Below are 23048 nucleotides of genomic sequence, written 5' to 3'. Positions count from 1 at the left end.
CACTTTTTCGATCTGACAGGGCTCCATCTTTTTTTGAAAACCCAAGTACTGGATTTGGCAAAATTTCATTTTCCATCGGTCCAAAAAGTATTTCCTAAGCAAAAATGCAAATATGAGGACCATCGCCCTATGCCTTGGCTATTTCAAATAAAGTCCGTCATCACATCGGCAAATCGCATACACCGGAGTCAGTAAACTGAATATAAATTCAGTCAAAACTTTTAAAACCATGGACACTAATGCTACTAACTCGATCCAGGCAATGAAACTTTGTATTGCCAAAGCCAGCGCAATGCTGATCGCCGTCATCCTTCTTGGATATGCCTTCCCAGGTACTCCCTGGTTTTTTGTGACATTGTTTTTTGGTGGATGGTTGGCGTGGACTTTCTTCGAGTATTGCGTACACCGCTTTTTAATGCACGAGCTGCTAGTGCCGAGTAAGGAGGAAAAAATCTTCAACCACAAGCACCATCATCAAAATCCCCATGATCTGGCCGTCAAGCCTATCCATCGTTTCGCGGTATTTCTACTCTGCTTGGCCGTATTCCTCACTGCACTGAAGTTGAACAATGCCTTCACCATTTTTGCTGGATTCACCACGGGTTTTTTGGGCTACAATCTCCTCCACTACCTGCTTCATCAGCCCTTTTGCAAGTGCCTATTTCCGAAAATCCAAAGGTCGCACATCCTCCACCACACCAGATACCCCAACTGTGGATTCAGCTTCAGTACTACATTATGGGATTGGCTGTTTGACACTCTTCCCCCAAAGGACGCACAGGTCACTCCTAGGATGGCAGAAGTATTTTTTGGCAAAACGAAAAAAAGGAATCCGTTTTCCACTCCAAGGATTGTATCACGCCCGCATGGCAATCCGCTCTTGGCCTTGGTCACGATCTTGACGATCTCTGTTTTTGACACTGCGTGCGTACCGGTATTTTCTGACTTACAAAGTGCCCGCTTGGTCGGAAAGGGCCAGGTGGAGGTCACCCCCTACTATACCAGTACCGGGATGGAGTCCGAGAGTGATGGGGCAAATCACGTTGGGGCAAATTTTGCTGTTGGGCTCTCGCCAAAAGTCGATCTGAGAGGGCGCTTGGAGGCCAATTGGATCAAGGAAGGATCAACAGACTATATTATCGGTATGGGGCCAAAGGCTTCCCTGATGGAAAATCGGATTGCTGCGTTTCTACCAATCGGCTACGCTACCAACTCAGAGGTGTTCCAGCTTCAGCCCACGATGTTGTTCACCCTTCCCTTTGCCAAGGAAAAACTGGAAGCCACCCTAGCTCCCAAGTACCTGATCAGCCTATGTGAAGATTGTGAAAGTAACTTCGCCACAAATTTTGGTTTGGGATTTAGCCCCAACTTTGATCGGTGGGCTGTTCGGGCAGAGTATGGGAGGATGTTTGCAGAAGATGGGGTCGGGCAATTTAGCCTAGGGATTTCTTTTCATGTCAATCCAAAAGACTGACGACGTTGGGATGCCCTGGGATCGACTGGAAACTGAAAAAGTAAGATCAGTACGGCTAACCTTGAATTCATCGAAACCGTTGGAACTTTGAGGAAACGAATTGGATCAACATGAAAAAATTAGTACTTCTTGCGTTTTTAATGATGGTTGCGGTTGTCGCTGCCTTTTCCCAGGAAAAAAGTGAACGAGAATCCAGTACAAATGGAGAAAAGTTTGGTTTTGGTGATCAGTTTAAGAAAAACGCTCCCTTGAAGCTAAAAATACCTGAGTCGCTAAAGACGGATTCCTCCCAAGTATTTGTCCCTCGCAGCTTGTACACCGAAAGACAGTTGACCCTCCACTCTGGGACAAACTTCAGAGTAGAGCTTCCCTTCGTCGAACTACCCGACCCGCAAAGTCGGATGCCTATCAAAGAATTTGGCGATTCGGTCAATTATACCATGCAAATAAAAAAATATCCGTGACTACTTTTGTCGCTTGCTGATTTGCATTTTTCGCAAATACCCACAACTCAAAACGCTTGTTTTCAGTAATTTACACTAAAATCAATTCAGGAAGATATTTTTTTTATTAGGTACCTTCGGCTGAACCAATCTATCCTGAAATGAAAACTTTGAAACATTGCCTGAATGCTGTACTGGCTGCATTTTTTCTATTCCAGTGCACGGGAAAGACCGCCGAAAAAGGTGCCGAAGAAGTCCAGGAAACTCATCAGGAAGTTGCCATGGAATTTAACGGGTTTGAAAGCCAAATTGCTCTAGGGGAACACCTCGTCCTAATCGGAGGTTGCAACGACTGCCATACGCCAAAAAAAATAGGGACTCATGGGATGGAACTTGACTCAGCCCTGTGGCTCTCCGGACATCCGGCGGGATCCCCTTCAATCGACGTAGACAGAAAGGCCATGGAACGTAAGGGCTTGGTGGTGACCCAAGTCTTCACGGAGTGGGTCGGGCCCTGGGGAGTCTCCTATGCTGCCAATCTAACTCCTGATCCTACCGGTCTCGCTACTTGGAACGAGAATCAGTTTATCTACGCAATCCGCAATGGAAAGTATAAGGGGCTGCCGAACTCGAGACCCTTAATGCCTCCTATGCCTTGGGAGATGTTCAAGTTTATGACGGATATGGAGCTGAAAGCCATCTTCGCCTATCTCCAATCCATCAAGCCTGTCAGCAACATGGTTCCTCCACCCATCCCTCCGGTTGGCGTCCAATAATAAAAGCCCGATTCCAATGTGGAATCGGGCTTTTTATTGGGTTCTAGATTTTGAGACTAGGCTCGAAATATGGTAGTGACTTCGTCAAAACGGATACGACACGGCTCAGCTTCACACAATGGGAAATGTCTACGAACTGCGACTGCTCTCTGCCTACTTGTCTTTCGGCTTGTCCCGCTGCATCTCGATCATGTCGACCGGCGGAGGAGTATTGTCGCCCAAAAGGTGCTGCACAAAGTAATCGCCCATTTTCCAGAAGAAATACTCCGTCATATCACCATAGCCATGCCGCTGACCCGGAAGAATCACAAATTCAAATCGCTTTCCGGCTTTGATCAGCGCATTGGCCATGCGGATGGTGCCTGCTGGGTGCACGTTGTTGTCCACGTCACCTGTGCTAAGCATCAGATGCCCTTTGAGATTTTGTGCCAGTTCGGGATTCTTCTCAATCTGATATACAAAGGTCGTGTCACCCTTAGCCGTAACCTGCTCCTTTACCCCATGGTGCTTCTCTGACCACCAGCGGTTGTAAATATTGTTCTCATGGTTGCCCGCCGAGGAAACCGCTACTTTGAACACATCGGGATAGACGAGCATTGCCGCCGTGGACATAAATCCGCCACCTGAGTGCCCGTGGATTCCGACTTTGTTGCGATCAATGAAGTCATATTTATCGGCAAGTTGCTCGATCGCGGCTTTCTTGTCCGCCAAACCATAGTCTCTCAAATCTCCATAGCCATAGTTGTGGTACCATTTGGATCTCGACGGATGCCCTCCTCTATTTCCCAAAGTGATCACGACGAAACCAAATTGAGCCAGACGGTCTGTCCGATCTAGGCTTCTGCCAAAAGCCTTGTTTACCGCCTCAGTCTGAGGTCCTGGGTAAACGTACTCGATGATCGGGTACTTCCTGCTCGAGTCAAAGTCAAAGGGCTTGTACATCACACCATAGAGATCGGTGATCCCATCGTCAGCCTTAAACTTAAAAGGTTCCGGAAATTGATAGCCCGCTGCGAAAAGTTGGCTGAGATCGGCAGTTTCCAAGTCCATCACTTTCGTTCCAGCCTTATCATAAAGCACGGCAACCGGAGTGGTATTAACCCTAGAAAAGTTGTCCACAAAGAAGGTGGCGTTGTCATTGATGCTGATGTCGTGATGGAAGTCTCCCCTGTTGAGCAGGGCAATTGCGCCACCGTCCAAGCTCACGCTGTAGAGGTGTTCGTAATAGGGATCTTCGCCTTTTTCGCGGCCGTTGGCTGTAAAGTAGAGTTTTCTACCTTTTTCGTCCACCCTCGCGGCTCCCGCTGTATGGAAAGGACCAGAAGTCAGTTGGCGCTTGAGCAAACCGTCTTTCCCATAGAGGTAGTAGTGTCCCCAGCCGTCCCGCTCCGACCACCAAATCAGATCATTGCCTGTCAACTCAAGCTTTTCGAAGTCGATATAGGTATTGCTTCGCTCCTCGATCAGGACTTCCTTTTCTCCAGAAGCAAGATTCCAACGAACCACATCCACCTTCTTCAGATCCCGTGAGGTGAGCGCAAAGTAAAATTCATCCAAATCCCCCAGCCAAGTGGACGGACGGAAGTCATCGTCGCGGGTATTCGTCGCCGGAGTTGTCGACCAAAGATTGATCGTTTGGTCCTTGAAAGTGGCTACGGGAAGGTTTTTCAATTCCATGCTTTCGAAGGAAAAGTGAAGCAGTTCCGTCTTCGGCTGCTCCTTTTCTCCCGGCATGGCGTATTTGTAGGTTTCCAGCGTAGGCCGTGGATCCTTGGTGTTGTGGATTACCCAAAGGTCTTTCACAGCACGCTCATCGGTACGCGTCAGGATAAACTGTTTGCTGTCCGCACTCCACAGCGCTCCGACGCGCTTTCGGTCCTTCTGCTTTTTTTCCTCTTCGACGTTATCGTCTCCACGGCCTCCAAAACCGTAGCTATAGTCCTTTTCTCCATCCGTAGTCAGTTGGTTGTCTACGATGGTAGAGTCTTTCTCGTCCTTCACGGCTTTGAGGAAGTTGGCCTTGTCCATCCAGTACAGGTTATAATCTTTCATATACACCACCTTGGAGGAATCGGGGGCGATATTCGCCCACATCAGTCTTTTGGGGTCTTTCTCGGTGGCAATCTCTGTGAGCTGCTGCGTGGAAATGTTGTACAGGAAGGTATGCACCTTCTTTTCCAGGGAGTCTTTGGCATTCTTGTTTTTCTCCCTGATCTCCGCCCAGTCCGATTTCAGCACATCTACGGTGCTTTTCACTTTGAAGCGGATCGTATTTTCGTCCTCCAGCAGCTTCAGGTCATCGAGCTTGAGATGCTGCCCGTCAAAGGGATCCTTCACCGCTTTGGTGATCTCAGCGGCAAGTTTGTCTTTGTCAAAAAGCTGGGTTTTCGTTTTTCGCACAGGATCTACGACATACCAGCTCTTGCCGTCTGATGTTTCGTACTCGTACCAGAAGCGGTCGGATTTTTTCATCCAATGGGCATCCACACTGGTGGAGAAGACCATTTTCTTCATTTTCTCCGGAGAAAATCGAGCCGCCAGCTCGTAGTTTCCGGGATAGACTTTCTCCTGGGCAAATCCCGACAACGAGGCCAGAATCATCCCAAAGACAAGTATAGTTTTCTTCATTTGAGTTTAATTTTCTTTGGAAGCGAAGCTAAAAAGCTGGGCAAGAAGGACTATTACCGCTCATAAAGAAATGCTGCGTGATTACGGATTAAATAGGAAACCGATTTGTGGGTTGACGTTCCTCGAAAGCTGATTTTTCAGTTTTAAGGCTTCCTAATTTTCCCCGCGTAACGCTGGTCTTTTTCACGTCCGCTTAACCTTCTATTCATTTATGCCAAAGAAAATTCCGAAATCAAAACAAAAGCGTAACAACCTAAACATGATGGATTTATACTGGCCCGCTAATTTTCGTGCAAAACCAGTAGAATGAAGACATCCTTCAAGACCATCGTCATCTCTGACGTGCATCTGGGTACCAAAGGCTCCAAAGCCAAAGAGATCTCCCGCTTCCTCAAGCAGTACCGCTGCGAAAACCTCATCCTCAACGGCGACATCATCGACGGGTGGCAACTAAAAAAGTCCGGCAGCTGGAAGCGCAAGCATACCCGTTTCTTCAATCGCATTCTGAAGATGATCGAACAGAGCCAGACCAACGTCTACTACCTCAGGGGAAACCACGACGACTTTCTGGAGCAAATACTTCCGCTTCAGATCGGACGGCTGCACATCCTCACCGACATGAACTATGAGTCCTTCGGCAAAAAATACTTCATTACCCATGGGGACGTCTTTGACAGCATCACCACCAACCTCCGCTGGATCGCTTACCTCGGCGATGTAGGCTACACCTTCCTTCTATGGCTCAACCGTGTGGTCAACTACTACCGATTCAAGGCCGGACTGCCCTACTACTCACTCTCCCAATACATCAAGAGCAAGATCAAAAAGGCTATTTCTTTCATCGATGATTACGAAACCGAACTTGCCAAAATGGCCAAAGCCAAAGGCTGCGATGGCATCATCTGCGGGCATATTCACAAGGCCGAAAACCGGATGATCGATGGCATCCACTACCTCAACTCCGGCGACTGGGTGGAAACTATGAGTGCCTTGGCTGAAGATCACGAGGGCAACTGGCAACTCATTTACTACCGGGAGATTGACTTTAGAGGCATACAGGCCGAAACTCAACTGACTCCATTTCCACTCCCTGAAGCAACCATCATCCCTTTGCGTCAAGTCTCCTTTGAGTCACGAAGCGACGATGACATCACTCCACCAACCATCCGACTCTGATGAAATTTCTGTTCGTAGTACAAGGGGAAGGACGGGGCCACATGACCCAAGCCATTGCTTTTGCCAGCCTGCTCAGATCTGAGGGCCATCAGCTTATGGGAGTGATCGTGGGGAAAAGTCCACGTCGAAGGATCCCGGAATTTTTCGAGCGAGAGATCAAAGCGCCAATCCACGCAGTGGAAAGTCCCAACTTCGAATGCGACGGAGCGGACAAAAAGATCCTAATCGGTAAAACCATCCAAAGAAACTGCTTCAAAATCAGAAAATTTTGGAAAAGTCTGAAGCGAATCGACCATATCGTGGCCGAAAGCCAACCTGATGTCATCCTCAACTTTTACGATTTACTCGGCGGACTCTATAACTTCCTCTTCCGTCCAAAAGCAGAGTTCTGGGTGATTGGGCACCAATACCTCATTTCCCATCCCGAATTCCATTTTGTTCAAGGGCGTATTGTGGACAAGACACTGTTTCAGCTCAACACATTTTTTACATGCCTGGGGGCCAAAGAGCGACTGGCGCTTTCTTTTCTTCCCAAAGACAACCCGACAGAACGCATCCGAGTCGTTCCTCCACTTTTGAGAAGGGCCGTTCACTCATTGGCACCAAGCGAAGGCTATTTTTACCTCGCCTACCTAGTCAACACAGGCTATGCGGCTGAAGTCATTCATTTTGCTCAGCAGCATCCCCAACTCCGAATCAAAGCCTACTGGGACAAAAAAGACGCCGACGAGACCATGCGTCCGCTGCCCAATCTCAGCTTTCACCAAGTCAACGATCAGACATTTTTGCAGGACATGGCAGCTTGCAAGGGTCTGGCCTGTACGGCCGGATTTGAATCGGTGTGCGAGGCCATGTATCTGGGGAAACCCGTCCTGATGATCCCGGTCGCCGGGCAGTACGAGCAGGCCTGCAACGCATTGGACGGAGAGGCCTCCGGAGCGGGCATCGCCTCCGAAACTTTTGACTTCGCCAAGCTTGCAGGGGCACAAAAAAAGGATGCCGAAGCATCCTTGATCTATCGTGACTGGGTGGGCAGCTGGCCGGAGCTGCTGCGTAACTTGGTTTTGGAAAGTGAAAGGCGAAACTCCAAGATTCCCCAGCTCCTTTCCAACGAGTCAGTGCCGGCGCTGGGCTGATCCGCTAGCAGGACAGCTCTTTGCGCTCCTGCTCGGTCAGGTCTGCAAATTTCTTATAGATCGTCTTGCCGTCTTTTTCGATCTTGGCATAGGGAAAAGTGGCTCGCTGCACGTTTCTTCTTTCGTCATTCGTCAGCCGCTCGTAGCTCCTGACCAGTCGGTCAAAATCCAGTCTCAGGGCTTCGATCTCCCAATCGGACTTTTGGGAAAAGCCATGATTTTCGTAGGCTTTGGTTTGGAACTGCCCGTAGCGGGTGAGGTATTCTTTTAAAGCGTTGCTTTGAAAGCCGCTACCGTACACTATGGTATATGCCTTGGCTTCGCCCCATTTATTCCCCGCAGCCACTACCTGCTTTTCTTCCGATGGATTGGGGTCAAAATCTCCTTCACTTTTACTTGGCGGAGGTGGCGGAGGAGGCAGTTGCTTTTTCTCTTCCTCGGTCAGTTCATTTTGCTTTTTATAGTACCTGACTCCATCTTTCATCAATGGAACCCAATATTGGAATTCAGGCCTTTTTGCCCTAGGTACCATCTTTTTGTTTGCCGCAGAAAGCCGGTAATATCGTCCGCCCAATTCTGTAAATAGTTGCCAACCTATTGCTTGCTGCCACTCTGAAAGATCGTCGTCACCTTTGCCCTCAAATTCGCTCGCGTAGGAATCGTAAAGTCGGAGATACATGTCTATCGGACTTTGATTGCTTTTTGTAATTGTCCTTCCATAGTTGACCCGCTTGGTTAGCGGATAGAGGTAAAATATATCGTCCTCGACGAGTGGGGTGGCAAACCCAGACTTAGCACCGAATGTTTCCTCATATCCCTTCTTTGTGAACATTCGGATCTTGTAAGCCTGAGGATAATTTGCCGTGCGCTCTGAGATTGGAAAGAAACTTGAAAAGTAAAACACAATATCAGCCTCATGGCTGGCCACTTCATTGTTTGAAATAGGCTCTGCATTCAGCCAAATCGCATATTCCTTGGCGTTTTTCAAAGATGTCAACATTTCGGGTGTGGGCGTCCTGTAAGCCGGCGATTTGGCGGGAGCTACGAGATAGGATTTCTCTTCGCTCGACAATTCCCCGTAGTCTCTTCGGACAAAAAGCCCCTTGCTATCCTCCACGAAAAATGTAGCGTTGCGGTAGTAAACATCCTTTTCACTCTGTAAACCGGTTGATCCCTGGCCATCATAGATCACCCGCCGCATCTCCATCCCTCTCAGCATCTCCTGCACATCCGCCAAAGCACCCATTTCTACCCCCGGATCGGCGGAAATCCGCACAATGGGCTGGCTGGCTTTGATCTCATCCAGCCATTTGGACAGCTCTTCGATAGGCACGGATTCGCCATCGACTTCTACCACACGATCTGAGATGATTCGGATATTCGTCTCCACTCTTTCCACGGGATTTTCAGTAGCCGGAGTTTGGACTTCAGCCACGACAGCTTCTTCGGGTTGGACTTCCACCTTTTCACCGAAGAAATACACCAAGGCGCCGATCACCGGAACCAGTACGAGAAGTTTCAGCCACCGGAGCGGGCTGTTGGGTTTCTTGTTCATCATTTGCATGCGTTTTTTGGTGAGAGAAAAATTCAAACTGCTGACCATAGCCGAAGAGGAATTGGCCGATAGGATGCCGAGCAGGAGTTGCTGGTATTCCTGGACCGGGGTCGTGCCCAGCGCAGCTTGGTCTGCGATAAATTCATGGTTGAGCTGAATGGCATGGCGGGCCAGGTAAAGTCCCGGGTGAAACCAAAAAGGCACCATCAGTGCTTCCACGAGCAAGACATCCCAGCTGTGGCGCTCCCGTACATGGCAGCGCTCATGCGCAAATACCGCGTCAGAAATACCGTCCTTTTCAAAACTCGGACGCGAGACAAAAATGTAGTTGAGGAAAGAGAACGGTGGTGTCTTTTCGGTATGCAAAACCAAAGTCTCACCTCGGTAAGGCAGCTTGGGGTTGCGGCGGATTTGATACAAAAGCCTCATAAGATTTCTAAAAAACCGAAACAAAAAGAGACCTGAGATGAGCATATATACTGTCCAAGCCACTTTTTGCCAAGGGAACTGGCTTTCAGACACCTGCGGTTCTATTGTCGTTGTTTCCATGCCCGTTATGACGTTTTCGACATCTTCTACTCCTGCAAAATTTTCATAATCGCCCGCCTCATTTTCCTCCTCCAAGGCCGCTTCGAAAACAAGTGGCTCTGTCTTTTCTACCGGCACTTTGATGGTATAGAGTGGGATTAAGAAGGAACCCGGCACCGCGGCCAGGAGAAAAAATCGGTTGAAGCGGTGGAGCACTTCACGCTGCAGCATCACCCGGTGGATCAGGAGCAGCACCAGCAGGCAAAGTATGGATTTGAGCAGGTAGTCCATCAGTTTTTCCGGTTTAGTTCGTCATCGATCAGAGATTTGATTTCCTGTAGTTCGGATTCGGAGAGATCCACCTTTTTGGCAAAAAAAGAGGCAAACTGGGCAGGTGAATCGTCGAAGAAATTCTTGATCAGCCCTTTGATGTGGGAGGAGAAGTAACTCTCCTTACTCACCTTTGGAAAGTACTCCCTGAGATTTCCCAAGGTACTGTAGCCAACGAAGTCCTTTTCCTGCATGCGCTTTAGCAGCGTGGAAACAGTCGTTGCGGCGGGCTTGGGATCCGGATAGGCATCCAGCAGATCCTTCATAAAGGCTTTTTTCAACGCCCATAGGTGGTTCATCAGTTCTTCTTCGGCTCGGGACAGTTTCATTTTTGGAAAATTTATTTCTACAAATGTAGAAGGAAATTCCAATTCTACAAGTGTAGAACAAAAAACCTTGCAACTTTCTTTAGAGTTAATAGGCAGAAAATTCTAATTTCGAAACTTGCTCAACCTATACCACCTACATGTCAGCTGAATACCTTCGTTTAAAAGAGGACAAGGAGCGCACCAAACATTGGAAAAAATGGGGCCCGTACCTGACCGAACGACAGTGGGGAACTGTCAGGGAGGACTATAGTCCCGACGGAGCAGCATGGGAAAATGTCACCCACGACGATGCCAAGAGCAAAGCCTACCGATGGGGAGAAGAAGGGATAGCCGGAATCTCCGACTACAAGCAAAAGCTGTGTCTGGCTTGGGCCTTTTGGAACGGAAAGGATCCCATGATCAAGGAACGGCTTTTTGGACTGACTGGCAACCAAGGAAATCACGGCGAGGATGTCAAGGAGATCTACTACTACCTCGACTCTACCCCCACCCACAGCTACATGAAGATGCTTTACAAGTATCCCCAGGCTGAATTTCCCTACCAAAAACTCATCGACGAAAACAAAAAAGCGGGCAAACTCAATACAGAGTATGAGCTGATCGACACCGGTGTTTTTGACGAGGATCGGTATTTTGACATCTTCATCGAGTACGCCAAAAACGACATGGAGGACATCATCTCCATCGTTACCGTGCACAATCGGGGCCCCGAGTCGGCCAAGATCACCGTGATGCCGACCGTTTGGTTTCGCAAAACCTGGTTTACTGGCCATGAGCCCTTCATGCCAAGGATCACTAAGCTCGGCGACCGTTCGATCAAAGCCTTCAATCCCAAATCGGGCAATTACATCTTCACTTTTTGCTCCAATAAAGATCTGGTCTTCTGCGACAATGAGACCAACCGGGAAAAACTCTATGGCATCCCAAATGAGCGGAAGTACACCAAAGATGCAATCAACGACTTTATTGTTTCGGGAGATCGATCCAGGCTCAATCCGTCAAATACCGGTACAAAGGCCGCCGCAATCTATGAACTGGAGATTCCGGCAGGAGGCAAAAAATCCATCAAGATGCGGATGCAGCGCCAAGTGGAGGAAAATCCCTTGGATACCTGTCTTGAAAATATGGAGAAACACCGGAAAGAAGCGGATGAATTCTATGAAACCATCCAGCAACGAGTGGTGGACGAGGACCTCAAGTCGATCCAAAGGCAGGCTTATGCCGGCATGATGTGGTCCAAGCAATTCTACTATTACGATGTCGAGCGATGGCTGGAGGGAGACCCAGGCCGCTACAGCCCGCCCCATGAGCGTAAAAAGGGCAGAAACCACAACTGGCGCCATCTGCAAAACTACGACATCATTTCCATGCCCGACAAGTGGGAATACCCCTGGTATGCAGCCTGGGATCTTGCGTTTCATTGCATCCCCATTGCCAGAATTGACCCTGAATTTGCCAAAAGCCAACTGCTACTCCTGCTCAATGAGTGGTATATGCATCCCAATGGGCAGATTCCGGCCTATGAATGGAATTTCTCCGATGTCAATCCACCCATACATGCCTACGCGGTACAGCGAGTCTATCAGATCGACAAAAAAGCAAATGGAGGGAAAGGCGACCAGGACTTCCTCGAAAGGGCGATGCACAAGCTCATGCTCAACTTCACCTGGTGGGTCAACCGAAAGGACTCCGAAGGAAACAACATCTTCGAAGGCGGCTTCCTCGGCCTGGACAACATCTCCCTCTTCGACAGAAATCACGCCCAATACTACCAAGGGAAACTAGAGCAGGCAGACGGCACCTCCTGGATGGCGATGTTTTCGCTCAACCTGCTCAGAATCGCACTGGATCTCTGCGAGTTCAACACCGTCTACCAGTTTAGCGCGACCAAATTCCTAGAGCATTTCCTATATATCGCAGGGGCGATGAACAACATCTCCTCGGAACATATCTCGCTCTGGGACGACGAGGACAACTTCTTCTACGACATCTTTCACTACAATGGAAAAGAGCCCAAAAAATTGAAGGTGAGGTCCATCGTGGGACTCATTCCGCTCTTTGCGGTCGAGCCGATTCGAGAAGACCTGTTTGACAATCTGCCAGAATTCAAAAAAAGGCTCGATTTCTTTCTCAGGGAAAAGCCAAAACTGGCGGCTTTGGTGTCCAGCTGGATTCAACCAGGCTATGACAAAAGAAGGCTGTTTTCCCTGCTGCGCGGGCATCGCATGAAAAGCGTGCTTCAGCGAATGCTCCACTCGGATGAGTTTTTGAGCGACTACGGCATCCGCTCACTGTCCAAGTACTATGAGAAGAATCCCTACACGATCAAAATAAACGGGGACGTGCTTTCCATCAAATATACACCGGGAGAATCCGACACACGAATGTTTGGTGGAAATTCCAACTGGAGGGGGCCGATCTGGTTTCCGATCAACTTCCTGATCATCGAATCATTGAAGAAGTTTGATTTCTACTACGGCGGGGATTTCTCCATCGAATACCCAGCTGGATCTCGTAACTATGTGACGATGGACATCGTGGCCAAGGAACTGTCGCTACGGTGCATGAGGATCTTCATGAGGGACAAAAAAGGCCACAGGCCTGCTTTCGGCAAAAACAAAAAATTCCAGGAAGACCCCCATTTCAAGGACTACATTCTGTTCTACGAGTATTTCCACGGAGACAGCGGCAAAGGACTCGGTGCCTCTCACCAAACAGGGTGGACGGGGTTGGTTGCTGAGATGATCCACAAATACTACAAAACCGAAGAAGTCAATCACGATGCCGCTACTCCCCTATTTAGAAGCTGATCGGATCGAAGCCGGATGCGACGAAGTGGGCCGGGGATGCCTCGCAGGTCCCGTGGTGGCGGCGGCAGTGATATTGCCCCCCGACTATTCCAATCCTTGGATCAATGATTCAAAAAAGCTGAGCAAACCCAATCGGGAGAACCTAATCGAAGAGATCAAATCCAAGGCTTTGGCTTGGGCGGTAGCCGAGGCGAGTGTGGAAGAGATTGACCGGATCAACATCCTCCATGCCTCTTTTTTGGCGATGAAGCGGGCAGTGCTTTCACTTGCTGTACCGCCGGAACATCTACTGATAGACGGCAACCGCTGGAAGTCCGACCTGAAACTTCCCTACACCTGTGTGGTGAAGGGAGACGGGAAATTTGCGAGTATTGCAGCGGCCTCCATCCTCGCCAAAGTCTATCGGGATGAATTGATGGAAAGGTTGGCGGAAGAGTTTCCCCATTTTGCTTGGGAGCGAAACGCAGGATACCCCACCCAGGCCCATCGGCAAGGAATCGAACGATTCGGCAGCACCATTTGGCACCGGAAAAGTTTCCAGCTGCTCCCCAGACAACTGGTATTGGGATTAAAGTAAAAAGCCTCCAGAGATGCTCTGAAGGCTTTCGTTTATTTTAAGGGTGTTTCATTTCTCTTTGTTTCACAAACACGCGCCTAAGCAAATGGCGATGGCTCCGACCAATCCGTCAAGGATGGCGCGACGATGGGGAATAGAAAGGCTATTTCTTGATGCGTTCGAAAATCAGCTTTCCTGAAGCGGTGTTTTTGCTGATAGGCTGGAGTACCATTTTCTCCTCGCTAAATTCGAGAATCTTCGCGAGCCGGTCTCCTTTCTCCTCGTGTATGAGCAGTATATTTCCTTCTGACAATTCTATCTTGGCTTGCTTTTGGACGACTGTCTGATTTTCAAAGTCGGTAAACTTCAAAAGATCTCCTGGCTCAAACTGATAAACCGTGTTCTCCAGTCTATACCTGATCCGGGCATCCATACTGGCTCGTTCAGCGGGAGTCGCATTTTGGTATTGGGAGGAATGCACGATTTTCTCCATGCCTTCAAAGTGGGTCAATTGCCAACTTCCGATCAACTGCCTGTATTCAAGCTGGTTCCAAAAAAGCGCCAAAGTGAGTAGCGCAGAAGTGAGAATGGATAGATGCATAAATGTGCTAGTGCAATAATTTTGCCAGAAAGAAAGTCCTATCATCTGCCTAGGCTGGATTCACTGCGTAGCTTACTCCAACCTTCCGGCTTATCACTAAACTACCCCAGATCTTTCAATTTTAGACATCGACAGAATCCACGGACGGAATTTTGTAAATTATCTGTCGGCTAAAACGAAACAGGCCCTCCCTAAAGTCGGGAAAGCCTGTTTACGATGATTTTTTTAAACGATTCAACTCATCTCTTTCATCTCACCTACCACCTTGGTGATGGTCTGCTTGGCATCACCAAAAAGCATCAGACAGTTCGGGTAGCCAAAAAGCTCGTTTTCAATTCCCGCATAGCCCTTGCCCATACTTCGCTTGGAGACGATGACCGTTCGGGCTTTGTCAGCATTGAGTATAGGCATGCCATAGATCGGGCTTTGAGGGTTGGTTCTTGCAGCGGGGTTGACTACGTCATTGGCACCCACCACAAAAACCAAGTCGGTGTTAGGGAAGTCGTCGTTGATCGATTCCATCTCGATGAGCTTGTCATAGCTGATATTGGCTTCCGCCAGAAGTACGTTCATGTGACCCGGCATACGACCCGCCACGGGGTGAATGGCAAAACGGAAGTCGATATTTCGCTTTTCGCACTGCTCCATCAGTTCACGGATCACATGCTGTGCCTGGGCTACTGCCATCCCATATCCTGGGACCACTAGTACAGAAGATGCTGAGTCAAACAACATCGCCGTCTCCTCCACGCCAATCTCCTTGACGACGATAGCCGGGCCATCTTGCCCACCTGCCGCCACAGTTTGTCCAAAGCCTCCCAGCAAGACATTCGTCAGGGAGCGGTTCATGGCCTTGCACATGATCTGGGTGAGGATAATCCCCGATGCACCGACCAGAGAACCTGCGACAATCAGCACGTTGTTGTTCAGGATAAACCCAGTCGCGCAGGCCGCCATCCCCGAATAGGAGTTCAAAAGGGAAATGACGACTGGCATATCAGCACCGCCAATCGGGATGACGGTCAATATTCCCAAGATGAGGGATATTGCTATCAAAATACCGATGAAAAGCAGATTGGAGGGGTCTATGAAGACCAGCACCGAAGCTGCGACAAAAGCAATTAATAGAATAAGGTTGATCAAATGCTGTCCACTAAAAGTGATAGGCTGACCAGAAATCTTTCCGTCCAGCTTCAGAAAAGCAATCATGGAGCCGGTGAAGGTCACTCCACCTATCAAAACAGAAAGGATGATGCTGGTGAGATTGACCGCGTCGAGTGACTCCAATGAGCTTCCGCTTTTCAGAAAATAATCCGATAGGGCGACGGCAAAAGAGGCCAGGCCTCCGAAACCGTTGAACAGAGCGACCATTTCCGGTATTTTGGTCATTGCGACCTTAGTGGCGTAAAATAAGCCGATGGCCCCACCGATCAGAATACAGATCGCTATCTCGAGCATGGAAATGACGTTGATCGTCAGAAGCGTCGCCACAATGGCTATCAGCATCCCAATGGCTGACAACATATTCCCTCTTCTGGCATCTTTGGTTTTACTCAGAAGCTTGATCCCCGTGATAAACAAGATCGAGGCAATCAAATAGGCTATTTGTATGGCTGTGGTCATTTCTTCTTAAACATTTTAAGCATACGATCGGTCACGGCATAGCCCCCCACCACGTTGATCGTGGCTAGGACCAGGGCAAACATGCCGAGCCACTTGGCCAATGAGGCATAGCCGAGTTCATTGCAGGCGATCAGGGCCCCGACGATGGTGATCCCAGAAATAGCATTCGATCCGGACATAAGCGGGGTATGGAGCGTCGGGGGCACTTTGGAGATCAGTTCAAATCCCAAGTAACTGGCCAGGACAAGAACATAGATCAGTATTAGCAATGCTGATACAGTCATAGTGTAGGGGGTCTATTTATTGATGATACTTTTGGTGAATTCGTGGACGAGTTGTCCTTGATGGGTGATCAGGACGCCTTTGGTGATTTCTTCCTCCATATCCAAGGCAAATCCGTCCTTGTTTGCAAGATGCAGCAGCAGAGTCGAAATGTTTGTCGCATAGAGTTGACTTGCATTCACGGGAAGCAGAGATGGCAAATTGGACTCTCCGACCAAGGTGACGCCATGCTTGACCACGGTTTTGTTCTTTTCGGATATCGCGCAGTTGCCACCGGATTCCACCGCCATATCGACGATCACGGAACCGTTTTTCATGCTTTTCACCATGTCTTCCGTCACGAGGACAGGAGATTTCTTGCCCATCACGAGGGCGGTCGTGATGACCAAATCCGCATCCTTGATTTTGTCCCGGATAAGTTGCTGCTGCTTTTCCAAATATTCTGCGGACACCTCCTTGGCATAGCCACCTTCGATCTTCACTCCTTCGGCTCCTTCCACGGTCAGGAAGCGTCCTCCGAGTGACTCCACCTGTTCTTTGGTTTCAGGCCGCACATCGGTACATTCCACAATAGCGCCGAGGCGTTTGGCGGTGGCAATGGCCTGCAGCCCGGCCACGCCAGCTCCGAAGATCAGCACTTTGGCTGGCGTGATGGTCCCCGATGCGGTCATCATGAGGGGAAAAATCTTCCCGAGGTAGTTGGCCCCGAGGATCACCGACTTATAGCCCGCTAGGTTAGCCTGGGAGGAAAGTGCGTCCATCTTTTGCGCTCTGGAAATCCTCGGCACGGCATCCATGGAAAAGGAAGAGATGGATTTCTGGTTCATCGCATCCAAGATCTCAGGGTGCTGATAGGCATACATGTAGGAGATGCAAGCGCCACCGTTTTTCATTTGGGCGACCTCTTCAAGCGTAAAAAGATTGACCTTTAGAAGGACATCTGAGGAAAAAACCCCTAGGCCTGAAAGCACCTTGGCTCCTGCATCCACGTAGTCTTGGTCTGAAAAATATGATCCTTCTCCCGCACCCGACTCCACCGCCACTTCAAACCCTTTCTTGATAAGTAGCTTAACCACATCCGGACTGAGCGCTACTCTTTTCTCAAATTCCTTGGTTTCTTTGATGACTCCGACTATCATTTTATAGGGTTGTTCTGGGCTAGGACAAAATTTATTTTCGACGAATATTATTCAAAGTAAAGGAAAGGTTTGACTTGGAAGAAATTTCGAAGTCGCCAAAACCGAGTTTTTCTGGGCTAAATTAGGTCCCATTTGTCCAAAAAAGGGCAAAATTAGGGCACCCAATTCGCGCAATCGATTTCTTAACTTCTTCCTGTTTTTTTGCTTTTTTTCAGACGTTTTGCAAAAATGACCTTCAAATTGGCTCAGCCGTCCTTCCGTATCGGTCAAAAATCCATGGATGAAAATAGTCTTTTATCATCAAAATAAAGTCCTCCTATAAAATACCCGCCCAAAAGACACTTAAATCCCTATTTTGTCATACTATTAGACCTCAATTAATTCGTAACCCATGAAAAAACCCGAGCAAGCCTCTTCGGGACAAACCCGGAGAGATTTTATCAAGAATGCAGCTATTGCATCTTCATTTTTCATCGTCCCCAGGCATGTGTTGGGCGGTGTAGGTTTCACATCCCCTTCTGATCAACTCAACTTGGCGGCAATCGGTGCTGGAGGCAAAGGTGCGAGCGATATTGAGCTGGCTTCAGTGGGCGGTAGAGAGCGGGTAGTGGCTCTCTGCGACGTGGACTTCTCCGGTTCGGCAAAAAGATCCGTAGAAAGATTCCCTCAGGCCAAATTGTACGCGGACTACCGAGAGATGCTGGACAAGGAAAAGGACATCGACGCCTTGACTATCTCCACCCCAGATCACGTACACGGACCTGCAGCTAAATATGCTATGGATCGGGGCAAGCACGTCTATGTACAAAAGCCGATGACCCACAACATCCGCGAGGCGAGGATGCTTACCCAGTTGGCACGCGATAAGAAAGTCGTCACCCAAATGGGTAACCAAGGCGGTTCCAACCCCCTGCTAAAACTCGTGCAGCAGTGGGTGGACGAAGACCGCATCGGCCCCGTGTCAAAAGTACAAATCTGGACCAACAGACCAGTATGGCCTCAAGGAGGCCCTTTCCCGTCTCCAGATCCAAGCAAAAAGCCAGATGCACTCAGCTGGGATCTATGGCTCGGGCCAGCTCCCGAAATCCCCTATACTCCGGAATTGCATCCATTCAGCTGGAGAGGCTGGTGGAACTACGGTACTGGCGCGCTGGGCGATGTGGGATGCCATTTGATCGATATCCCATTCCGTACACTAGGACTCATGTATCCTACCGATGCTGAGTGCTCCGTGGCTTCGGTGTATTCCCAGATGTGGAATGCCAACTACCATCCTGATGGATGTCCTGCCTCTTCCTTCATCACGTTGCACTTCGCCGAGACCGCCAAAAGCAGATCTCCTATCGAGATGACCTGGATGGACGGCGGCATCAAGCCTGCCCACCCTGACATCATACCCGCTGACCACGAGATCGGTGGATCCGGCTCCGCGAACGGCGTCTTCATCGTCGGTTCCAAAGGCATCATCACTACGAACATCAACGACTCTTCTCCACTGATGCCAAAACTTTACCTGAACGACGGCACCGTGGAAATCGGCCCCCAGACCGAAGAAGGCTTCGAAAGAGAATATGGCCACCAAAGACTGTGGGTAGAAGCCTGCAAGGCTGGTTTTGGCTCTACAGAACACAAAGGATTAACCTCTTCTTTCGACTATGCTGGTCCTATGACCGAAACTGTCCTTATGGGCAACCTTGCAATCCGCAGCTATCTGCTCAAGCGTCAAAACGCCCAAGGCAGAGACGAATTCTTCGGCCGACGCAAGCTCCTTTGGGATGGCGAAAACATGCGCATCACCAACTTGGAAGAAGCGAACCAATTTGTAGGAAGAGAATACAGAAAAGGCTTCGAAGTCTAGTATTTAGCGATCAGTTTTCAGTCGTCGCAATCAGTATGCTACGGTTGGCTGAAGAAAAATCAGTAACAAACCCGTGGGCTCTCCTGTCCACGGGTTTTATTTTGTTGGACTGGTGACTTTTTCAGTTCCTCAAAATTGATGTTGGGCCTATCGCCTTTCGAGGGCCTTAAATGGATACTTTGCAACGGAACGGCAGCGTCGAAAAAGCCCCCATTTTTCAGATAAAACTTACCCGAGTCAGCGCCACCTGCAAAGTCCTTTCTATATCCCCTCCTGGCAATATCATCCCCGGTAAATTTGGCTTCTGTCAATTCTACCCAATTGCCTTCCTCATCCGCCGCCCATTGATTTTCAAAGAAGACGAGTCTTTCGATATTGCCGGATTCCGGCACAAAATTTTCCAAAAATGAATGGGGCCTTTTGTACCAGGTGTCGGTTTTTGGTCTCAAAAAACTGGCAATCAGCATCCACTCTCCATGCTCCGGAGCAAAGAAATAGGCAGTATACACCGTGTTCCCTTTTCCGTCAGGCTCTACCGAATTCAAAAACTTATAGGTATTCCCCGCAACCCAATCGTAGCGCAGATAGCTTTGTCCTCCCGAGCCCTCGTTGCCAAACTCGCCAGTGTATACACCTTCTCCCTTTCTTAGCAGTTTGATCTTTTGTCCCTCTGGGATTTCATTGGGATTGTCTGTCGAAAACGGGCTCCAAACCGAAAACAACACCCTGCGCTCAGTCTCCGAGTTGACCTGAATCCCAAAATATCCTTCACCAAACCCATTGGCCATAAAGTAGGAGCCTATCGGATCTTCTCCCTCCGGTACGGTGAGCTCATTGTAAAACCACTTAAAATCCTGGCTATCCTGTATCGTATAGCTCAGATGCACTGAAGGCCCTCTTCTTCCCCAATAAAAACGGTTGCCGATGTTGTCCTTCACATAGTCCAGTGCCAAGTCTCTTTCGGTCTGGAGGTACAAACTCTTGATTTGAGCGAAGCCCGTACCCTCTTTTTTAAGCCCTTTAAGTTGCAGTTCGTTGTAGCCAGCAACCAAATTGAACACACCGACCGCTATGCTACCCGAATCGTCGGATGAAAGGGCAATCGTCTGGCTTCGTCCATTTAGCGTAACAGAAATCTCAGCAGCGCTTGATTGGGGTAGTATTCCCAGACTGAGAACCGCCTCCAATTCAAGGTCCGCTTTGAAATAGACGCTGAATTCACTGTCCGGATACTCCCAAGTGAGGATGCCCTCCGTCTTGATTTCTTCTTCAGTCTTTCCAGCAGTTTGATAGGCATTTCCCCCCAACGGAATTTCAAAAGACTTTACTTCCTGGCTATTTGCCGAAAAGCTAAAACAAGTAAAAACGTGAACCCCCAAAAGAATGGCAAGTGTGAGTCTGAAAGGCATAATGGACGAAAATTGAGTAGAAAGATAGGAAGTGGGAGTAGTTTCCCCACAGGTGTTTTGGGACAAATTCCTTGGCAATGTTCGCTTGAAGCAAATTCTCGATACTCAAGACCGAGGTAGACCTTCAGTTTGTCTAGGAAAATTGAAAAATATCCGCCTACACTTCCATAAATTCCTGTTCGCTTAAAACCCTTCAAATGAAAGCTTTGGTTGTTGAATCTTTTCAAGAAAAACCCATTATACAGACTGTACTTGATCCGATTCCTCCCGAAAATGGAGTCGTGATCGAGGTGAAAGCCACGGGGGTTTGCAGAAGTGACTGGCATGGCTGGATGGGGCATGATCCTGACATCCGACTTCCGCATGTTCCCGGGCATGAATTTGCAGGAATAATCCAGCAAGTAGGGAAAGGGGTGAAAAATTGGAGAGCCGGAGATCGAGTCACCGTTCCTTTCGTGTGTGCGTGCGGCACATGCCCTACCTGCCAAAGTGGGAATCAGCAGATCTGCGACAAGCAATTCCAACCGGGATTTACCCATTGGGGCTCCTTCGCAGAATACGTCGCTGTGCATCGCGCGGATATCAATCTGGTCAGACTACCGGATTCGGTGAGTTTCGAATCTGCCGCCAGCTTAGGCTGCAGGTTTGCCACTTCCTTCCGGGCAGTAGTCGCGCAAGGAAAAGTCACTGGAGGACAATGGGTCGCTGTACATGGATGTGGAGGTGTAGGACTTTCGTCCATCATGATCGCCTCGGCCTTGGGCGCAAACGTAATCGGTGTCGACATCTCTGAAGAAAAGCTACAGCTCGCGCGGGCTGCCGGCGCACACCACACCCTAAATGCACAATCATTCCGGGAAGTTTCTGAGGCTATTTTGGAAGTCACCGGTGGGGGTGCCCATGTTTCTCTTGACGCACTTGGAAGCAAAGTCACCTGCTACAACTCCATAGCCTGTTTGCGCAAAAGAGGCAAGCATGTCCAAATAGGCCTAATGGCCGGAAAGGAAAGCGACCCTCCCATCCCCATGCATCTGGTCATCGCGAAAGAACTTGAAATTCTTGGCAGCCATGGCATGCAGGCACATGCTTATCCTGAGATGATGCAGATGATCTTACAGGGAAAGCTCTTTCCAGAAAAACTGATTGGACGTCGGATCCAGCTTTACGAGGCCGTGGACGCGCTTATTTCCATGAACTCCTTTCAGGAAAATGGGATGCAGATGATTACCCGCTTCTAGCGCATTGCAGTCTTCCCTACTTCCTCCGTTTCGCACAAGATCAAATGCATTCCAGCCCCAAGATATCCCAGGGGCTTTTTCTTTTTGGAGTTGGCCAAAGCCCCAAATCTTTTCTATTTTCCGAAATGAAAAATTTTTCTGACAACGAAGTCCGATGGGGCATTTTGGGGGTAGGAAATGTCTGTGAAGTCAAGTCCGCACCGGCTATGAACCTGGTTCCGAATAGCCGTCTCGTGGCCGTCATGCGGCGCGATGAAGCCAAAGTAAAAGATTATGCACTTCGGCATGTGGTAAATAAATGGTACACGGATGCACAGGCCCTGATTGATGACCCCGAGGTCAATGCCATCTACATCGCTACCCCACCCAACGCCCATCTGGAACTCACCCGTATGGCAGCGGCGGCTGGCAAGCCAGTATATGTAGAAAAACCCATGGCCCGCAGCCATGGCGAATGCCTCCAGATGATAGACAGTTGCGAAAAATCGGGTGTTCCGCTGTTTGTGGCATACTATCGCAGGGCGCTTCCCCATTTCGTCAAAATAAAAGAGCTCATGGAAGCGGGCGAGATTGGCGAGATCCGAAGCGTCCATGTCAACATGCGTCAAATTGTGGAGCCAGAGATCATCACCAAGTTGGAAAACAACTGGCGGGTAGTGCCAGAGATCGCTGGCGGTGGATACTTCTTTGATCTAGCTTCGCACCAGCTTGATCTGTTGGATTTCTTTTTCGGAAAAGTCACCCACGCATCCGGCTACTCCGGCAACCAGGCTAAAGCCTATGCTGTAGAAGACATTGTTGTCGGGAGCTTTGCCTTTGAAAACGAAGTCCTCGGCTCTGGCAATTGGTGCTTCACATCCTCCAAATCCGCCGAAATAGACGAGACCATCATCGAGGGAAGCAGAGGCCAGATCCGCTTCGCGACCTTCGGAAAAGGCGAATTCACTTTGATACGAGACGGCGAAGATCCCCAGCTTTTGCAATTTGAGCTTCCAAAGCATATCCAGCAGCCGCTAATCCACAGCATCGTCGACGAGCTTCTCGGAAGGGGGCTTTGCCCAAGTACCGGCATCTCCGGCGCCCGAGCCAACTGGGTATTGGGCAAACTGGTTAAAGAGCGCGTCTTCTAGCCTCGATACCAATATCTTGTTGACTCG

At 49.2% G+C, this 23048-nt stretch carries 18 protein-coding genes; 10 read left to right on the top strand and 8 right to left on the bottom strand.

Annotation, left to right across the window (positions count from 1 at the left end; translation table 11 throughout):
• Positions 1–229: 229 nt before the first annotated feature.
• The 3 genes from J0A67_RS20150 to J0A67_RS20140 all read left to right on the top strand — a co-directional run bounded on the left by J0A67_RS20150 (position 230) and on the right by J0A67_RS20140 (position 2693).
• A complete protein-coding gene (locus J0A67_RS20150; RefSeq protein WP_206571193.1) occupies positions 230–1474 on the top strand; it encodes a sterol desaturase family protein in 1245 nt (414 codons plus the stop codon).
• A gap of 110 nt (positions 1475–1584) precedes the next feature.
• A complete protein-coding gene (locus J0A67_RS20145) occupies positions 1585–1938 on the top strand; it encodes a hypothetical protein (RefSeq protein ID WP_206571192.1) in 354 nt (117 codons plus the stop codon).
• Positions 1939–2078: 140 nt separating this feature from the next.
• Complete coding sequence (locus tag J0A67_RS20140; RefSeq protein WP_241265274.1) at positions 2079–2693, top strand: cytochrome c family protein; 615 nt, start codon at positions 2079–2081, stop codon at positions 2691–2693.
• Between the two features lie 153 nt (positions 2694–2846).
• On the opposite strand, the gene J0A67_RS20135 is transcribed toward J0A67_RS20140, so the two are convergent.
• Positions 2847–5321, bottom strand: a complete 2475-nt coding sequence (locus tag J0A67_RS20135) for a S9 family peptidase (protein ID WP_206571191.1) — start codon at positions 5319–5321, stop codon at positions 2847–2849.
• A gap of 306 nt (positions 5322–5627) precedes the next feature.
• Between J0A67_RS20135 and J0A67_RS20130 the strand changes: the two genes are divergently transcribed.
• The gene (locus J0A67_RS20130; protein ID WP_206571190.1) at positions 5628–6497 is read left to right on the top strand and encodes a UDP-2,3-diacylglucosamine diphosphatase; all 870 of its coding nucleotides are present in this window, start codon (positions 5628–5630) and stop codon (positions 6495–6497) included.
• On the top strand, positions 6497–7633 hold the full coding sequence (locus J0A67_RS20125) for a glycosyltransferase family protein (RefSeq protein WP_206571189.1): 1137 nt from the start codon (positions 6497–6499) through the stop codon (positions 7631–7633). The genes J0A67_RS20130 and J0A67_RS20125 overlap by 1 nt, the downstream gene beginning before the upstream one ends.
• Before the next feature lie 4 nt (positions 7634–7637).
• Here the strand turns inward: J0A67_RS20125 and J0A67_RS20120 are convergent, their stop codons facing one another.
• Both J0A67_RS20120 and J0A67_RS20115 read right to left on the bottom strand, forming a co-directional pair.
• Entirely contained in the window at positions 7638–10007 is a 2370-nt protein-coding gene (locus J0A67_RS20120) for a M56 family metallopeptidase (protein WP_206571188.1), read from the bottom strand.
• The gene (locus J0A67_RS20115) at positions 10007–10375 is read right to left on the bottom strand and encodes a BlaI/MecI/CopY family transcriptional regulator (protein ID WP_206571187.1); all 369 of its coding nucleotides are present in this window, start codon (positions 10373–10375) and stop codon (positions 10007–10009) included. Before J0A67_RS20115 ends, J0A67_RS20120 begins: the two co-directional genes overlap by 1 nt.
• Positions 10376–10512: 137 nt before the next feature.
• On the opposite strand from J0A67_RS20115, the gene J0A67_RS20110 reads away from it, so the two are divergent.
• Together J0A67_RS20110 and rnhB are read left to right on the top strand one after the other, a co-directional pair.
• Positions 10513–13185 carry an MGH1-like glycoside hydrolase domain-containing protein gene (locus J0A67_RS20110; RefSeq protein ID WP_206571186.1) on the top strand — a complete coding sequence of 891 codons (2673 nt, stop codon included), beginning with the start codon at positions 10513–10515 and terminating at the stop codon, positions 13183–13185.
• Positions 13157–13762 (top strand): ribonuclease HII, encoded by a 606-nt coding sequence (rnhB, locus tag J0A67_RS20105; RefSeq protein ID WP_206571185.1) that lies wholly within the window; start codon positions 13157–13159, stop codon positions 13760–13762. Before J0A67_RS20110 ends, rnhB begins: the two co-directional genes overlap by 29 nt.
• A 142-nt stretch (positions 13763–13904) precedes the next feature.
• Here rnhB and J0A67_RS20100 read toward each other — a convergent pair whose 3' ends face one another.
• The 4 genes from J0A67_RS20100 to J0A67_RS20085 form a co-directional block, all read right to left on the bottom strand.
• Positions 13905–14342: a hypothetical protein gene (locus J0A67_RS20100; protein ID WP_206571184.1), complete on the bottom strand. Its 438-nt coding sequence runs from the start codon at positions 14340–14342 to the stop codon at positions 13905–13907.
• Between the two features lie 234 nt (positions 14343–14576).
• Entirely contained in the window at positions 14577–15965 is a 1389-nt protein-coding gene (locus J0A67_RS20095; RefSeq protein ID WP_206571183.1) for an NAD(P)(+) transhydrogenase (Re/Si-specific) subunit beta, read from the bottom strand.
• Positions 15962–16249 carry an NAD(P) transhydrogenase subunit alpha part 2 gene (locus J0A67_RS20090; RefSeq protein WP_206571182.1) on the bottom strand — a complete coding sequence of 96 codons (288 nt, stop codon included), beginning with the start codon at positions 16247–16249 and terminating at the stop codon, positions 15962–15964. The genes J0A67_RS20095 and J0A67_RS20090 overlap by 4 nt, the downstream gene beginning before the upstream one ends.
• 12 nt (positions 16250–16261) lie before the next feature.
• Positions 16262–17386, bottom strand: coding sequence for a Re/Si-specific NAD(P)(+) transhydrogenase subunit alpha (locus J0A67_RS20085; protein WP_206571181.1), 1125 nt, complete (start codon positions 17384–17386; stop codon positions 16262–16264).
• A gap of 391 nt (positions 17387–17777) precedes the next feature.
• Here J0A67_RS20085 and J0A67_RS20080 point away from each other — a divergent pair, with 391 nt between their 5' ends.
• On the top strand, positions 17778–19244 hold the full coding sequence (locus tag J0A67_RS20080) for a Gfo/Idh/MocA family protein (protein ID WP_206571180.1): 1467 nt from the start codon (positions 17778–17780) through the stop codon (positions 19242–19244).
• Positions 19245–19303: 59 nt separating this feature from the next.
• Here J0A67_RS20080 and J0A67_RS20075 read toward each other — a convergent pair whose 3' ends face one another.
• Positions 19304–20653, bottom strand: coding sequence for a DUF3472 domain-containing protein (locus J0A67_RS20075; protein WP_206571179.1), 1350 nt, complete (start codon positions 20651–20653; stop codon positions 19304–19306).
• Positions 20654–20850: 197 nt separating this feature from the next.
• Between J0A67_RS20075 and J0A67_RS20070 the strand changes: the two genes are divergently transcribed.
• Positions 20851–21891 (top strand): zinc-dependent alcohol dehydrogenase family protein, encoded by a 1041-nt coding sequence (locus tag J0A67_RS20070; RefSeq protein ID WP_206571178.1) that lies wholly within the window; start codon positions 20851–20853, stop codon positions 21889–21891.
• 125 nt (positions 21892–22016) lie between these two features.
• Positions 22017–23021: a Gfo/Idh/MocA family protein gene (locus tag J0A67_RS20065; RefSeq protein WP_206571177.1), complete on the top strand. Its 1005-nt coding sequence runs from the start codon at positions 22017–22019 to the stop codon at positions 23019–23021.
• Positions 23022–23048: the final 27 nt, after the last annotated feature.

The organism is Algoriphagus aestuariicola (genome assembly GCF_017254835.1).
In the GTDB taxonomy this organism is placed as follows: domain Bacteria; phylum Bacteroidota; class Bacteroidia; order Cytophagales; family Cyclobacteriaceae; genus Algoriphagus; species Algoriphagus aestuariicola.
This window is presented reverse-complemented; position numbering and strand designations above follow the sequence as displayed.